This is a genomic window from Gordonia sp. CPCC 205333, assembly GCF_048537885.1.
Taxonomy (GTDB): Bacteria; Actinomycetota; Actinomycetes; order Mycobacteriales; family Mycobacteriaceae; genus Gordonia.
Genome location: NZ_JBCLVI010000004.1, coordinates 240,446 through 255,142, shown reverse-complemented (window position 1 = coordinate 255,142; position 14,697 = coordinate 240,446). Strand labels below are relative to the sequence as shown.

Here is a 14,697-nt window from a genome sequence, read left to right as displayed (position 1 = left end):
CGTTTGCCTTCCGTCCAGGTCGGCGCACGATAACGCAGGCCCCGGGTCCCCACTGGTCGCCGGGAATCATCTGGCCGAACGCACTTGACCAGCAACCACATCGACAAGAGTTGAGGACCAACTGTGTCTACCTACACCCCGAAGGCCGGTGACATCACGCGTACGTGGCATGTCATCGACGCCACCGACGTGGTGCTTGGCCGCCTCGCCGTGCAGACCGCGAATCTGCTCCGTGGCAAGCACAAGCCCACCTACGCACCGCATATGGACGGCGGCGACTTCGTCGTCATCATCAACGCGGAAAAGGTCGCCATCAGCGGCAACAAGCGCGACGACAAGCGCATCTACCGCCACTCCGGACACCCCGGTGGCCTGAAGTCCCGCTCGGTCGGTGAGATTCTGGAGACCCGCCCGGATCGTCTCGTCGAGGCCGCGGTCAAGGGCATGCTCCCGCACACGAAGCTTGGCAGTGCCCAGGCGTCGAAACTGCATGTCTACGCAGGCCCCAACCACCCCCACGCGGCTCAGCGCCCCGTCCCCTTCGAGATCAAGCAGGTGTCCCAGTGACCGAGGAAAACGTCAACGACGCGGCCGTCGAAGAGGCTGTGGAAAACGCTGAAGCAGCCGTCGAGGTTGCTGACGAGGCCGTGACCGAAGCCGCCGAGTACGTCGAAGAGGCTGTCGAAGGTGCCGACGACTACAGCGAAGAGGCTGTCGAAGAAACTCCCTCGATCCCGCGTGAGCCGGTTGTACTCGATAGCCCGATCCAGACGGTCGGACGTCGTAAGGAAGCAATCGTCCGCGTACGCCTGGTCCCCGGCACCGGTGAGTTCACCCTGAACGGCAACCGTTCGCTGGAGAACTACTTCCCCAACAAGGTGCACCAGCAGATCGTGAAGTCCCCGCTGGTCACCGTCGAACGCACCGAATCGTTCGACGTCTTCGCCAAGCTTTCCGGTGGCGGACCTTCGGGTCAGGCCGGCGCCCTGCGTCTGGCCATCGCCCGTGCCCTGATCGAGGTCACCCCCGACGATCGTCCGGCGCTCAAGAAGGCAGGCTTCCTCACTCGCGACCCGCGTGCTGTGGAGCGCAAGAAGTACGGCCTGAAGAAGGCCCGCAAGGCTTCGCAGTACAGCAAGCGCTGACGCGTTGTCTTCGCGGCTCTTCGGAACCGACGGAGTTCGCGGCCGGGCCAACGCCGATCTCACCCCAGAGATCGCGTTGCGCCTGGCCGCGGCCACCGCGCAGGTTCTGGGCAACCCAGGAAAAACCGATCATCCCCCCGTCGTCGTTGGACGGGATCCCCGAGCGTCCGGTGAGATGCTGGAGGCCGCGGTATGCGCTGGCCTCGCCGCCGAAGGAATCGACGCGATTCGGGTCGGTGTGGTGCCGACCCCCGCGGTCGCCTATCTGACCGCCGACTATTCCGCCGCGTTCGGCGTGATGATCTCCGCATCGCATAACCCCATGCCCGACAACGGCATCAAAATCTTCGGTCCCGGTGGCCACAAGCTCGATGACACCGTCGAGGATCGCATCGAAGCGGTCTTCGCCGGTGATCTGACGCATACGCGTCCAGTCGGCGCGGGCGTCGGGCGATTGCGCGACGCACCCGATGCCCAGCATCGATACCTTGCTCATCTGGCCGAGCAGATCTCTCATCCGCTCGACGGCGTCACCGTCGTCGTCGACTGTGCGAATGGTTCGGCATCGGAGTTGGGCCCCCGTGCATACGAGGCAGCTGGTGCCACCGTCATCGAGATATATGCCCAACCTGACGGCCTGAACATCAATGAAGGTTGTGGCTCAACGCATTTGGGCAAGTTGCAGGCCGCGGTGCTGGAGCATGGCGCCGACCTGGGACTGGCCCACGACGGCGACGCCGACCGATGCCTGGCCGTCGATTCGACCGGCGCTATCGTGGACGGCGACATCATCATGGCCATTCTGGCTACCGCGATGGCCGAAGCGGGCAGATTGCGCGACGATGTCTTGGTAGCCACCGTGATGAGCAATCTCGGCCTGCATATCGCGATGCGCGAAGCGGGAATCACGTTGCGCACCACTGCCGTTGGCGACCGCTATGTTCTCGAAGAGCTTCGTTCGGGCGGCTACTCGCTCGGTGGCGAGCAGTCGGGGCACATCGTGGTGCCGGGGGCGGGGACCACGGGTGACGGCATCTTGACCGGCCTGTTGCTGATGGAGCAGATCGCGCGCAGCGGCCGGCGTCTCGCCGACCTCGCGTCGGTGATGACAGTGCTGCCGCAGGAACTGATCAATGTCGCGGTTACCGACAAACATGCTGTGGCGCAAGCTGTTTCGGTGAAACAGGCAGTCGCCGACGCCGAGGCGGAGCTGGGTGAATTCGGCCGGGTGCTCCTGCGCCCGTCGGGTACCGAGCATTTGGTCCGGGTGATGGTTGAGGCGACGACGCCCGAGGCCGCGCATGGCACCGCGCAGCGGATCGCCGAAGTTGTCGCGGCCCTCGATAGTCGAGCCTGATCCGGCCTCCCCGAGGCGCTGTCCCGCAGTCGCTAGCCGGCGCGGTTTCAGCGGTCAGATGAAGGACTTGGCAACCAGGCCGTCGGAGGCCGGAGCCGAGATCGCCGTGATCGAACGCAGGACCTTCGCGTAGCGCGGCATGACCTCAAGTGGCCGATGCCGTGCGGCATGCAAAATCCACTCGGCCGCTTCGTCGCTGGTCAGTGCCGGCTGTGAGTCGTAGTCGGCGGTCGGGGCGATCATCGGCGTGCGGATCAGTGGGAAGTAGATCGTCGAGATCGCGATGCCGGTTCCGTCGAGTTCGGCGGCGAGGCTGCGTCCGAAGGTCGCCACGGCGGCCTTGGAAGCAGCGTAGGCCGCGAACTTAGGCATCGCACCACTCGCGACACCCCAGGTGGCGACATTGATGAATTGCCCGTGTCCGCGTTCGACCATCGTCGGCAGAAGACCAAGGGTCAGTTGGACCGGGCCGAAGTAGTTGATCGCCATCGTCCGCTGAAAATCATGCAGGCGATCAGTCGCGTCGAGAACCTTGCGTCGGATTGACCGGCCCGCGTTGTTCACGACGATATCGGGGACGCCGGCCGCGGTGATCTCATCCAGAAGTTGGGCAACGCCATCCTCGGTGGCCAAATCTCCGGTGAGATAGTCTGCGGCACCGCCGAATTCGCGAATCTCGTCGGTTACCGCGGCCAGTGTCTCCGCGGTCCGGGCGACCAGGGTCACCCGTGCGCCGGCCGATGCGAATGCGTGAGCGGTTGCCTCACCGACACCCGAGGACGCGCCGGTGACCAACACATGACGGCCGTCGAGCGGACGGGCCCCGGAAAGATCGGTGAGATCACCGAGTGTGAAGGATCGTTGTAGGCCTGCCGACGTCACGCGGTCGGAAACCAAGCTGGTCAGTGAGTTCATAAGTCGGAAAGCCACGCCAGCAATGGTAGCGACAGTCCGGCCACGAAGATTTGTGGACTTCGGTGGAACCAAAACGAGCGGCCGCTGCGTCTAAGGACGATGAGTGTGTGGATCGATGCCGAGCGAGTAGTCACCATAGCGCGGACATACCAGGATCAAGCGACATCGCTGCTTGCAGTGGCCACGCGATTGCGTGGTGACCGGGTCGGAGAGTGGGGTGTCGATGCGGAGATCGCCGCTTTTGGAGCGTCTTTCGCGCGGCTGGCAGCGCAGGCGGCCGATGAACTCGAGCGATACGCCTCGACCGCCGAAGGGCTGAGCAATCGTCTGTCGAGTGGGGCAAAGCGTCTGGTCGACGCCGATCTGAGTTGGGGGAACTGATGACGATTTCCCTCGGTGCCGCAGAACTGGCCGATCGGGTAGTCGATGTCGTGGGGCGGGTCGCGGTATTCCGCGAGCTCGCTCCGGTAGCCGCAACCGTCGGCGCTCCGTTTCCCGATGCCACAACCATCGACCGATCCATCGACTTTCTGACCGACCTTGATATTCCGCGTATTCTGCGCGATCTCGACGCAGTGGTCGGGGCACACCAGGACTACGTCGTAGCCACCGACATGGTCGCCGCGCGACCGATCTCCACGTCTTGGCGTGGGGGAGCAGGTGGTGCCGCGTCGGCAGCCGTCGATTCCCAGCTGCTCGATCGAGACACCGAACTGGCGACGCTGACCGCAGCGGCGGCCGCTGCCACCCCGGCACTTGCTGGACTGAAACTGTTGTTGCAGAACGTCTTCCAGGCATTGGAACAAGCCTCCGAACCGACTCTTGTCGGACACGCGTTGCCGTCTGTGCCCGCCGCGCTCAGTGCCGGGGCATTGCGCTCAGCCGTGGTAGCCGATGAGATCGCTGCGCGCGTCAGACTTTTCACTACCGCTACGGCAATCGGGCGTCGTGGTGTGCGGGATATTCTCGCCGAGCTGGTCGGTATCGACGTGACCATGTCGTCGGGTGAATTGGCACTGGCGGGTGATCAATGACCGATCGGATTTCGCCCGCGGCGCGCCGACACACCGATGACCTCCGCGCCGCACTCCATACGTTTACGCGAGCGCGACCAGAGCGCACAGACATGCGTCAGGACGCAGATCAGGCGATGCCTGACCGAGATCACGCGCTCTGTGAGCGATTGCGCGCCGCCGCCGAATGCGTCGATTTACCGCCCCAGATTCTTTTGCCCGCTGACCTAGCGCACGACAGTCCGCATCGACGTGGATGAGCATTAGGGCCGTGACCCACACCGCTACTCCCGGCTTACCGGCTCAACCCGCTTGGCGCCGTATAGGCTAAGCCCGTGTTCGGGAAGAAGAAGGGCCCATCGCAATCGCCGGCAGCGCTGATGACGCAGTTGACGCGTCGAGGGCCTCATCGTGTGCTGCGGGGTGACCTCGGCTTCGTCGGCATCTCCGGCAAGGTGTTCACGCCGGATTCGGGCACCAAACTTCCCGCGGTGGCATTCGGTCACGCCTGGCTCGCGGACAGCGCCCGCTACCGGGATCTGTTTTTCCATTTGGCGTCGTGGGGAATCGTCGTGGCGGCCCCGGACGGACAGAGCGGTCCGCTCGCATCCGACGCGGCTCTGGCCGCCGATCTGCGTGCGACCCTGTTGGCCGTCGGAAACGTGCCGTTGGGCTTTGGCGGATTGACGGTCAGCCGCGACAAGTTGGGACTGGCCGGACACGGTTTCGGTGCGTCGGCTGCGGTACTCGCGGCCAGCGATGAGGTACTTCTCGGGCAACGGCCGCCGCAGGTCCGCGGTGTCGCCGCGGTATTCCCGTCCCCGACAACCTCGATCCTGCTTCCGGCGGCGGCATCGGTCACGGCGCCGGCGACGGTGATCGCGGCCGGCACGGACCTCAACACGGTCACCGCCAATGCGTTACCGCTCGCACAGGCACTCGGTGGCGACGTGAGTTTGCGCACCATCGCCGACGCCGATGACCGCGGCCTGCTGGAGAAGCGCTCGGTGAAGTCGCTCATTGGTCTGAACGGGGTCGATCGAAAGACACATGCGCAGGTCAGGGCCATCCTCACCGGATTTCTGCTTCATACGTTGGGGGGCGACCCGGAGTATCAGGCGTTCTCCGATCCCGACGAGACCCTGGGCAGGGTCGAGTATGTCGATCTGACCGAGCCGGAGACCGACACCAGGGATCAGTTCTCAAAACTCATCGGAGCGAAAGCGTCGAAGCGTTCCGCGACTAAGTGACGGGTACCCTGAACACCTATGTGTGGAATCGTCGGATACGTGGGTCAGCGCGATGCCCTCGACGTGGTTGTCGAGGCTTTGCGGCGGATGGAATACCGGGGCTATGACTCCGCTGGCGTAGCAATACTCGACGGCAACGGTCGCACCGCGATCGAGAAGAAGGCCGGCCGGCTGGAGAATCTGGACAAGCAGCTCGCCGCGGTTGGGCGTGATGCGCTCGTCGGACACACCGGGATGGGACACACCCGATGGGCCACCCACGGTCAGCCGACCGACCGTAACGCCCACCCGCATGTGAGCACCGATGGCAAGATCGCCGTCGTACACAACGGAATCATCGAGAACTATGCGCCGCTGCGGGCCGAGTTGGAGAACGGCGGCATTGAATTCGCCTCGGATACCGACACCGAGACCGCCGTACATCTGGTGGAACAGGAGTACGCGGGCGGCGCCGATGCCGGGGATTTCGTGGCGAGTGCCTATGCCGCGCTCCGGAAACTAGAGGGCGCATTCACCTTGGTCTTCACCCATTCCGATCACCCGGACACGATCGTCGCGGCGCGCCGCTCGACGCCGCTGGTCGTCGGTGTCGGCAAGGGGGAAATGTTCGTCAGTTCCGACGTGACCGCCTTTATTGAACACACCCGCGAGGCGGTCGAACTCGGTCAGGATCAGGTCGTCGTCATCACCGCTGACAGCTATACGATCACCGATTTCGACGGCACTCCCAGCGCCGGGAAGCCGTTCCATATCGACTGGGACCTGGCTGCGGCCGAGAAGGGCGGCTTCGACTTCTTCATGGAGAAGGAGATCGCCGAGCAGCCTGAAGCCGTGGCGAGCACATTGTCCGGCCATTTGGAGAATGGACGGATCGTCCTCGACGAGCAGCGGCTCTCCGACGACGACCTTCGCGATATCGACAAAGTTTTCGTGGTTGCCTGCGGAACGGCCTATCACGCGGGACTTCTCGCGAAATACGCCATCGAGCATTGGACGCGGATCCCGGTCGAGGTCGAGCTGGCAAGTGAGTTTCGATACCGGGACCCGGTGCTCGACCGCTCGACGCTGGTAGTGGCCATCTCGCAGTCCGGCGAGACCGCTGACACCCTCGAAGCGGTGCGGCACGCGAAGGACCAGAACGCTCGAGTTCTAGCGATTTGCAACACCAATGGCGCTCAAATCCCACGCGAGTCCGATGCGGTGCTCTACACACATGCCGGACCGGAAATCGGGGTCGCCTCGACCAAATGCTTCCTGGCGCAGATCGCCGCCGCCTATCTCGTCGGACTCGCACTCGCGCAGGCGCGCGGTACGAAATATGCGGATGAGGTGGCGCGCGAGTTCGAGGCGATGGAGCAGATGGCCGATGTCATCGCCGATGTACTGCGCTCGATGGAACCGGTCCGGCAACTCGCACGTGATCTGTCGCAGGCCGACACCGTGTTGTTCATCGGCCGGCACGTCGGATATCCGGTTGCCCTCGAAGGTGCCCTCAAACTCAAAGAGTTGGCGTATATCCATGCCGAGGGTTTCGCAGCCGGCGAACTCAAGCACGGCCCGATCGCATTGATCGAGGATGGTCTGCCGGTGATCATCGTGATGCCATCTCGAGAAGGACGCGCGGTATTGCATTCGAAGATGGTCAGCAATATTCGGGAAATCCAGGCGCGTGGTGCCCGCACCATCGTCATTGCCGAGGCCGACGACGATGGAGCCGCTGCGGTTGCCGACCACCTTATCGCGATACCCAAGACGCCGACGCTTCTGCAACCGCTCGTGTCGACGGTGCCCTTGCAGATCTTCGCGGCCACGGTCGCCGCAACCCGCGGCTACGACGTCGACAAGCCGCGTAACCTCGCCAAGTCGGTCACCGTCGAGTAGGCGGCCCTGATGTCCGTCGACTATTTCACCGCGTCGGCCGTTCGAGCCGCCGAGGTGGAGACCGGTGAACTTCTGCGTTCCGGCGTATTGATGCAGCGCGCGGCCGCCGGAGTCGCCAATAGCGTTGCGGCATATCTTGTTTCCTCGGGCGGATGTTATGGCCGCAGGGTTGGCCTGGTGGTCGGTTCGGGCGACAATGGCGGCGATACGCTGTTCGCCGGTGCCCGGCTGGCCAGACGCGGGGTAGCAGTGTTCGCGGTGCTGCTCAATCCGTCTCGCGTCCATACGGCGGGACTGGGCGCTTTGCGACGCAGTGGCGGCCGCGTCGTCGGCGCGCTCCCGGCGAACCTCGATGCCGTGGTCGACGGGGTGGTGGGGATCGGCGGTTCCGGTCCGCTTCGACCCGATGCCGCAACGGTTTTCGCCGCGGTTACCGCGCCGGTATTCGCCGTGGATCTGCCCTCGGGAGTCGACGCCGACACCGGCGTTGTCCATAGCCCGGCCGTCCGTGCCGACGTCACTGTGACCTTCGGCATCCGGCGCAAAGCACACCTGCTGGCCGCCGCGCAATGCGGACGCGTCGAATTGATCGATATCGGACTCGGCGAGGTCGACGGTGCCGACCTGACGAGCTGGACCGACGAGGAGGTCGGCCGACGTTGGCCGGTGCCCGGACCGGCCGATGATAAATACACGCAGGGTGTGGTCGGGGTCGTGGCGGGTTCGCCGCACTATCCGGGTGCGGCGGTGTTGTGCACCGGCGCGGCGATCCACGCGACGTCGGGAATGACACGGTATGCGGGATCGGTTGGCGCGGAAGTGCTTTCGCGATTTCCCGAAGTGGTGGTCAGTGCTACGCCGCAGGCGGCCGGTCGCGTGCAAGCCTGGGTGGTCGGACCGGGACTCGGTACCGACCACGATGCCCGCGACCGGCTGCGCACTGTGCTGGCTACCGACGTCCCGGTCCTTATCGACGCTGACGGACTCACCCTCGTCGCGCAGACGCCTGATCTGTTGTCGTCACGCACCGCGCCGACCCTGCTCACTCCGCATGCGGGTGAGTTCGAACGGCTCGCCGGACACCCCGTCGGTGATGACCGGGCCGCGGCGGTCGGTGAACTCGCGCAGCGACTGGGGGTAACCGTCCTGTTGAAGGGACGTACGACGCTGATCGCCGGACCGCAAGCGGGTCTTCCGGTCGTCGGCAACGACGCCGGCTCGTCTTGGGCGGCCACTGCCGGGTCGGGTGATGTGCTCGCCGGCGTCGCCGGTGCACTACTCGCCACCGGCTTGAGCACGGTCGATGCCGCTTCGATGGCGGCGCGCGTACACGCGGTGGCCGCCCAGGTCGGGGCCGGGGACGCGCCACTCGGTGCATCACGCCTGCTTGACGCTATTTCCCCGGCGATCGCCCGGCTGCGCCGATCCTCGGCCGGCGCGGTGGTGCGACAATGGAATCGATGACTTCGCCAGATCTGACCGCCACCATCGACCTCTCCGCGATAGCGCATAACGTCGGTGTGCTTCGTGACACATCGGGCAGCGACGTGCTCGCGGTGGTCAAGGCCGATGCCTACGGTCACGGTGCGGTACCGGTGGCGCGTACCGTCCTCGCAGCGGGAGCCGCCGGATTGGGTGTGGCGCGGCTGCCGGAGGCGCTGGCGCTGCGGCGGGCTGGTATCGAGGCGCCGATCACCGCGTGGTTACATACCGGTTCCACCGACTTCGCCGCCGGAGTCGCTGCTGGAATTGATATCGCGGTGTCGTCGCCGCGCCAACTCGACGCGGTCGTCGCCGCGGCAGGGGAGGTAGGCAGCACGGCCATCGTTACGATCAAGGTCGACACCGGACTGCGCCGCAGTGGTGTTGCTGTTGAAGAGTGGTCAGATTTTGTCGACGGGTGCGCGAAAGCGTTGGCGGACAATTCGATTCGATTGCAGGGCATGATGACCCATCTTGCCTGCGGTGACGAGCCGGACAATCCACTGAACTCGGCGCAGGCCGCCGAACTCGACGCGGCGGTGGCTGATCTGGCGCGCCTTGGCATCGCGCCGCAGCTGGTGCATATCTCCAATTCTCCTGCGGCACTTAGCCGGAAAGACCTTTCCCGCGATATCGTTCGTCCGGGTATTGCACTCTACGGCCGAACGCCGATCCCTGCACTAGGCGATTTCGGGCTGATCCCCGCGATGACCCTGTCAGCCGAGGTGGCGTTGGTCAAGCGGGTCCGGGCCGGCGAGGGAGTGTCCTACGGTCAGACGTGGATAGCTCAGCGAGACAGCATGATCGCGGTAATCCCGGCGGGCTATGCCGACGGTGTGCCGCGGACGTTGTCGGGGCGGATCCGGGTCTTCATCAACGGTCAATCCTTCGCCGGAGTCGGCCGGGTGTGTATGGATCAGTTTGTCGTCGATCTCGGCCCCGACGGCGGGGGCGTGGCCGAAGGGGACCGGGCAATACTATTCGGCACCGGTGCTGACGGCGGTCCGACGGCGCGGGACTGGGCCGAGGCCACTGGCACCATCGACTACGAGATTGTGTCCGGGTTGGGGACCCGAGTGTTCCGCCAGTACGTCGGTGGGGCGCGATCGGAAGTGATCGACAATGACCAGGCGTGAGCGCAAGCGGATGTGGCGGGCCGGTACCGGTAGCGTCGGATCACTAGGTGCCGCAACCGCTTCCGGAGTAACGCGGCGGGTGACCACCAGCAGGAGAGCGCGCCGAGATTCCTTACTCGTCGATCCCCAGGCCGGTGAGAACTTCCGCGCGATCTACGACGGCGAGCCGCTGTCGGCCCGTACTGACGACGGCCTGCGGTTGGAGGTTCGTCGGGTCGGACCGAAAGAGCCCGACTTGACGCTGGTCTTCGTGCACGGCTTCAGCTTGCGAATGGCGAGTTGGCATTTTCAGCGATTCGCCCTCGAAAAGCGTTGGGCCGAAGAAGGATTGTCGATTGCGATGGTCTTCTACGACCATCGCGGACACGGGAAGAGCGATCCCGCACCCGACGACACCTGCACCATCTCGCAATTGGGTGACGATGTCGCGGCGGTTGTCAAACAGTTGGTTCCCTCCGGTCGCGTTGTGCTGGTGGGACATTCGATGGGCGGTATGGCGATCATGGGAGCCGCGCGCCGGCATCCCACCCTATTCGCACCTGACGGTCAGATCGTCGGGGTTGGGCTCATTGCCACCGCTGCAAGAGGATTGACCGAAGCCGGCCTCGGTGAAGGTCTGTCAAATCCGGTCATCGACGCCTTTCGGCTCGCGGTGCGTCGCGCACCGAGATTAGTCCAGGCTGGTCGCGGTAGCACTCGCAAACTGCTCGAGCCGGTCCTGCTTGCGGCGAGCTGGGGATCTGACTTCTACAGTCCGGCAACCGATCGCGCGGTGGAGTCGATGCTGCAGAACACGCCGATCCACACCATCGTCAATTTCTTGCACGCCTTGGAATCACATGACGAGTCCGATGCGCTGAGCGTCCTCGCAAAACTCCCGACCATCGTCGTCTGTGGCGACGAAGACCGGATGACGCCCTACTACAACTCCTATGACCTCTACGGGGAACTTGGTTCTACAACACGACTGACGATCGTCCAGGCCGCCGGGCATATGGTCTTGATGGAACAGCCCGAATCGGTTACCGAACCGATCGTCGAACTTGTCCACCGGGTACTGGCGCAGGTGAACACCACCAAGCGCAAAACTCGTGCGGGACGGCGGGCCTAATGGCACAGACGATTACATTGCCTGACGTAGCCGATACCGAAGCGTTCGGAATTCGGTTGGCAGCGACACTGAGCGCGGGTGATGTCGTAATTCTGGACGGGCCGCTTGGCGCGGGTAAGACCGCGTTGACCCGAGGTATCGCCGCAGGTCTTGGAGTGCAGGGTCGAGTCTCGTCACCGACCTTCATCATTGCGCGTGTTCATCGGGCCGGCGCACCGGATCGGCCGGGCCTGGTGCATGTCGACGCATACCGACTGACCGACTCGGCGGTACCGCTCGACGAAGAACTCGATGCCCTCGACCTCGACACCGACCTCGCCGACTCGGTGGTGGTCGTCGAATGGGGTGAGGGGGTCGCCGAACGACTCGTGTCGAGATACCTGATGGTTCGGCTACGGCGACAACCTGATTCGGATGTGCGCGAAGTGAGCTGGGAATGGTGTGAAGCGGCGCGATGACGATCTGCGGGATGAAGTACTGCGAAATGATGTACTGCGGATGAAGTACTGCGAAATGAGTACTGCGGGATGACGTACAAGGAGTCGGCGTGAGGGTTTTGGCCATCGACACCGCGACCGATGCGGTGGTCACCGGTGTCGCGGAGATATCGGTCGACGGTCAGGTGACGACCGTCGCCGAGCGTACGGTCACCGATCATCGCAGGCATGCTGAACTGCTCACCACCCTGATCGCCGGATCACTTGTTGATGCCGGCGTGGCGGGATCCGAGCTCGACGCCGTCGTCGTTGGATGCGGCCCTGGCCCGTTCACCGGGCTGCGAGTCGGGCTGGCGACCGCAGCCGCCTACGCAGACGCACTCGATCTGCCGGTATATGGCGTGTGTTCCCTTGATGCCCTGGTGTCAGAAGAACTTTCCGACGGTGTAGTCGATACGTCCACAGTGTTGGCGGTTACCGACGCACGTCGTCGCGAGGTGTACTGGGCGTTGTATTGCGGCGCGCAGCGTATCGAGGGGCCGAATGTACTTGCGCCACAGTCGCTGGCTGATGACCTTGCCGATAGGTCGGTCGACCTGGTGGTGGGTACCGATGGTTTCACCGATCGATTCGGCGTTCCGGTCGGCCGAGTCCGGCGGCCGTCGGTCGCTGGACTCGCGGCGGTGGCCGCCAACGCGGTGCTGGCACGAAGAGCGCCCGACCCTCTTGTGCCACTGTATCTTCGACGTCCAGATGCGGTGGAACTCAAAGATCAGAAGAAGCGTCGATGACCTTCATCGGCGCACTGCGCCGCTCGGACGTCGAGCGGTGCGCGGTCCTCGAACAGCAGATGTTCGCGGGTGATTCTCCTTGGCCCGCAGCGGCTTTCCGGGCTGAACTCGACGCACCGTACAACCGCTACTTCGCCGCCCGAGAGTCGATTGACGGCGACGTCATCGGTTATGCAGGCATTTCAATCCTCGGTCCCGAGGGCGCGCACGAGTGCGAAATCCACACCATCGCGGTGGCGCCTACCCACCGCAGCCTGGGATTGGGATGGGCCTTACTGGCAGAACTGCTGGCGGTGGCCGATCACCTTGGAGCGCCGGTGTTTCTGGAGGTTCGGGTCGACAACGACGCGGCCATCGCGCTCTACGAACGCAACGGGTTCGTGACGTCGGGGGTGCGCAAAGGGTACTACCAGCCGTCGGGAGCGGACGCGTACACGATGATCCGTCAGGCGGCCGGCGTGGCCGCGATGGCGGCCGGCGGCGAGGAGCCCTCATGATAGTGCTGGGAATCGAAAGCTCTTGTGATGAAACGGGAGTCGGCATTGTCCGCTGGAATGGCGACGGTACGACGACCCTGTTGGCAGATGAGGTGGCGTCGAGCGTCGAGCAGCATGCGCGCTACGGTGGCGTGGTTCCAGAAGTGGCTTCGCGCGCGCATCTGGAGGAAATGGTGCCGACGATGCGGCGAGCGTTGGCGGCTGCGGGGATCAATAAGCCCGACGCGATCGCGGTGACCATCGGCCCGGGCCTGGCCGGTGCGCTTCTGGTGGGGGTCGCGGCCGCGAAAGCGTATGCGCTCGCGTGGGAAGTGCCGCTGTATGCGGTCAATCATCTCGGTGGACACGTCGCGGTTGACACACTCGAGCATGGACCTATGCCCGAATGTGTTGCGTTGCTGGTCTCCGGTGGACATACACATCTGCTGCATGTGTCGGACTTAGCGCAACCGATCATCGAGCTGGGGACCACCGTCGACGATGCGGCCGGTGAGGCGTTCGATAAGGTCGCACGGTTGCTCGGTCTCGGCTATCCCGGCGGACCGGTGCTCGATACCCTAGCGCGCGAGGGGGATCCGACGTCGATCCCGTTCCCGCGCGGTATGACCGGCCCGCGCGACGCGCGCTATGACTTCTCGTTTAGCGGGCTGAAGACGGCCGTCGCACGCTATGTGGAGAAATGCGATCGCGACGCGGTGCCGGTGCCGGTCGCCGATGTCGCGGCGTCGTTTCAAGAGGCCGTGGCCGATGTACTCACGATGAAGGCGCTCCGTGCGTGTGCAGATCTCGGTGTCAAGACCCTGGTACTCGGCGGGGGAGCCACGGCCAACTCTCGTCTGCGAAGTCTCGCCGAAGAGCGTTGTGTCGCAGCAGGAATCACACTGCGGGTGCCTAAGCCGCGACTATGTACCGATAACGGCGTCATGATCGCGACGCTCGGCGCTCATGTGATCGCGGGTGGAGCGCGTCCGTCGGCGCTGACGGTGGCGACGGACCCGGGAATGTCGGTTCAGATAAGCGTCGCCTAGTCACTGAAGCGAACTGAAATCTGCGGAATGGTCGAGTGTGGGGGAGCGGGCCCCTCACCCGGATTCAGTTGGCAGAATCCCGCCCTCCACGGCGCCGTTTTCGTGGTCGGAAATTCATGCCTTGCGTCCAGTTGTGTTGGGGCTATTGGACTTTCGCAGTCACCAGGAGTTGTTGGCAGCCGACTGATTGATCATTCAATACCCGACGTTGCGTCGGCCGTGCCTCGGTGTACCGCTGCACACCCGCATCGGTGAGCGCGGCGAAAACCGACCGACGATCGTTGCTGCACATGCTGCGGGCCAGCAGGCCATCCGCTTCCAGACGAGCGACAACGCGCGACGTCGCGCTCTGACTCAGGTGGACGTGATCGGCCAATTCGCTCATCCGTGCGGAGTGTTCGTTGCCACGCATCAGCAGCTCCAGAACCTCGAATTCGCTCGATGTGAGCTGGTGGTTCGCCTGCAATTCGCGGTCGAGGGTGCATTGAATGCGGTGGTAGCGGACCGAAAGCTCCTGCCATGCCGCTGCCAGCTCGTCGTCTTTGACCGCGTCCGCCTTCGAACCCATAGCCGCATGCTATCACATGCAGCGGAAATATATCCACCAACATTTAATGTAGACGCATTAGATGCGAACGCATATAGTTGCCGACG

Annotated in this window: 16 protein-coding genes; 14 read left to right on the top strand and 2 right to left on the bottom strand. The window is 64.1% G+C overall.

What is annotated here, in order from left to right; all coding sequences use genetic code 11:
• Nucleotides 1–123 precede the first annotated feature (123 nt).
• From rplM to glmM, 3 genes are read left to right on the top strand one after another with little or no spacing between them, the layout of a single operon-like run.
• On the top strand, nucleotides 124–567 hold the full coding sequence (rplM, locus tag AAFP29_RS15710) for a 50S ribosomal protein L13 (RefSeq protein WP_419218329.1): 444 nt from the start codon (nucleotides 124–126) through the stop codon (nucleotides 565–567).
• Nucleotides 564–1,145, top strand: coding sequence for a 30S ribosomal protein S9 (gene rpsI, locus AAFP29_RS15705; RefSeq protein WP_419218328.1), 582 nt, complete (start codon nucleotides 564–566; stop codon nucleotides 1,143–1,145). Before rplM ends, rpsI begins: the two co-directional genes overlap by 4 nt.
• A gap of 4 nt (nucleotides 1,146–1,149) precedes the next feature.
• Nucleotides 1,150–2,502, top strand: a complete 1,353-nt coding sequence (glmM, locus tag AAFP29_RS15700; RefSeq protein ID WP_419218327.1) for a phosphoglucosamine mutase — start codon at nucleotides 1,150–1,152, stop codon at nucleotides 2,500–2,502.
• A 54-nt stretch (nucleotides 2,503–2,556) separates the two neighbouring features.
• Here glmM and AAFP29_RS15695 read toward each other — a convergent pair whose 3' ends face one another.
• Nucleotides 2,557–3,441, bottom strand: coding sequence for an SDR family NAD(P)-dependent oxidoreductase (locus AAFP29_RS15695; RefSeq protein ID WP_419218749.1), 885 nt, complete (start codon nucleotides 3,439–3,441; stop codon nucleotides 2,557–2,559).
• A gap of 75 nt (nucleotides 3,442–3,516) precedes the next feature.
• On the opposite strand from AAFP29_RS15695, the gene AAFP29_RS15690 reads away from it, so the two are divergent.
• The 11 genes from AAFP29_RS15690 (at nucleotide 3,517) to tsaD (ending at nucleotide 14,043) form a co-directional block, all read left to right on the top strand.
• The gene (locus tag AAFP29_RS15690; RefSeq protein WP_419218326.1) at nucleotides 3,517–3,798 is read left to right on the top strand and encodes a hypothetical protein; all 282 of its coding nucleotides are present in this window, start codon (nucleotides 3,517–3,519) and stop codon (nucleotides 3,796–3,798) included.
• Entirely contained in the window at nucleotides 3,798–4,451 is a 654-nt protein-coding gene (locus AAFP29_RS15685; RefSeq protein ID WP_419218325.1) for a hypothetical protein, read from the top strand. Before AAFP29_RS15690 ends, AAFP29_RS15685 begins: the two co-directional genes overlap by 1 nt.
• Before the next feature lie 314 nt (nucleotides 4,452–4,765).
• Nucleotides 4,766–5,680 carry a dienelactone hydrolase family protein gene (locus AAFP29_RS15680; protein WP_419218324.1) on the top strand — a complete coding sequence of 305 codons (915 nt, stop codon included), beginning with the start codon at nucleotides 4,766–4,768 and terminating at the stop codon, nucleotides 5,678–5,680.
• An 18-nt stretch (nucleotides 5,681–5,698) separates the two neighbouring features.
• Nucleotides 5,699–7,561, top strand: coding sequence for a glutamine--fructose-6-phosphate transaminase (isomerizing) (gene glmS / locus AAFP29_RS15675; RefSeq protein ID WP_419218323.1), 1,863 nt, complete (start codon nucleotides 5,699–5,701; stop codon nucleotides 7,559–7,561).
• A gap of 9 nt (nucleotides 7,562–7,570) precedes the next feature.
• Complete coding sequence (locus AAFP29_RS15670; RefSeq protein WP_419218322.1) at nucleotides 7,571–9,025, top strand: NAD(P)H-hydrate dehydratase; 1,455 nt, start codon at nucleotides 7,571–7,573, stop codon at nucleotides 9,023–9,025.
• A complete protein-coding gene (alr, locus tag AAFP29_RS15665; RefSeq protein ID WP_419218321.1) occupies nucleotides 9,022–10,179 on the top strand; it encodes an alanine racemase in 1,158 nt (385 codons plus the stop codon). Before AAFP29_RS15670 ends, alr begins: the two co-directional genes overlap by 4 nt.
• Nucleotides 10,166–11,290, top strand: a complete 1,125-nt coding sequence (locus AAFP29_RS15660; protein ID WP_419218320.1) for an alpha/beta fold hydrolase — start codon at nucleotides 10,166–10,168, stop codon at nucleotides 11,288–11,290. Before alr ends, AAFP29_RS15660 begins: the two co-directional genes overlap by 14 nt.
• Nucleotides 11,290–11,748 (top strand): tRNA (adenosine(37)-N6)-threonylcarbamoyltransferase complex ATPase subunit type 1 TsaE, encoded by a 459-nt coding sequence (tsaE, locus tag AAFP29_RS15655; RefSeq protein ID WP_419218319.1) that lies wholly within the window; start codon nucleotides 11,290–11,292, stop codon nucleotides 11,746–11,748. The genes AAFP29_RS15660 and tsaE overlap by 1 nt, the downstream gene beginning before the upstream one ends.
• 89 nt (nucleotides 11,749–11,837) lie before the next feature.
• Nucleotides 11,838–12,518 carry a tRNA (adenosine(37)-N6)-threonylcarbamoyltransferase complex dimerization subunit type 1 TsaB gene (gene tsaB / locus AAFP29_RS15650; RefSeq protein WP_419218318.1) on the top strand — a complete coding sequence of 227 codons (681 nt, stop codon included), beginning with the start codon at nucleotides 11,838–11,840 and terminating at the stop codon, nucleotides 12,516–12,518.
• Nucleotides 12,515–13,015 carry a ribosomal protein S18-alanine N-acetyltransferase gene (rimI, locus tag AAFP29_RS15645; RefSeq protein WP_419218317.1) on the top strand — a complete coding sequence of 167 codons (501 nt, stop codon included), beginning with the start codon at nucleotides 12,515–12,517 and terminating at the stop codon, nucleotides 13,013–13,015. Before tsaB ends, rimI begins: the two co-directional genes overlap by 4 nt.
• Nucleotides 13,012–14,043 (top strand): tRNA (adenosine(37)-N6)-threonylcarbamoyltransferase complex transferase subunit TsaD, encoded by a 1,032-nt coding sequence (gene tsaD / locus AAFP29_RS15640; RefSeq protein ID WP_419218316.1) that lies wholly within the window; start codon nucleotides 13,012–13,014, stop codon nucleotides 14,041–14,043. Before rimI ends, tsaD begins: the two co-directional genes overlap by 4 nt.
• Nucleotides 14,044–14,185: 142 nt before the next feature.
• Here the strand turns inward: tsaD and AAFP29_RS15635 are convergent, their stop codons facing one another.
• Nucleotides 14,186–14,611 (bottom strand): MarR family winged helix-turn-helix transcriptional regulator, encoded by a 426-nt coding sequence (locus AAFP29_RS15635; protein ID WP_419218315.1) that lies wholly within the window; start codon nucleotides 14,609–14,611, stop codon nucleotides 14,186–14,188.
• Nucleotides 14,612–14,697 lie beyond the last annotated feature (86 nt).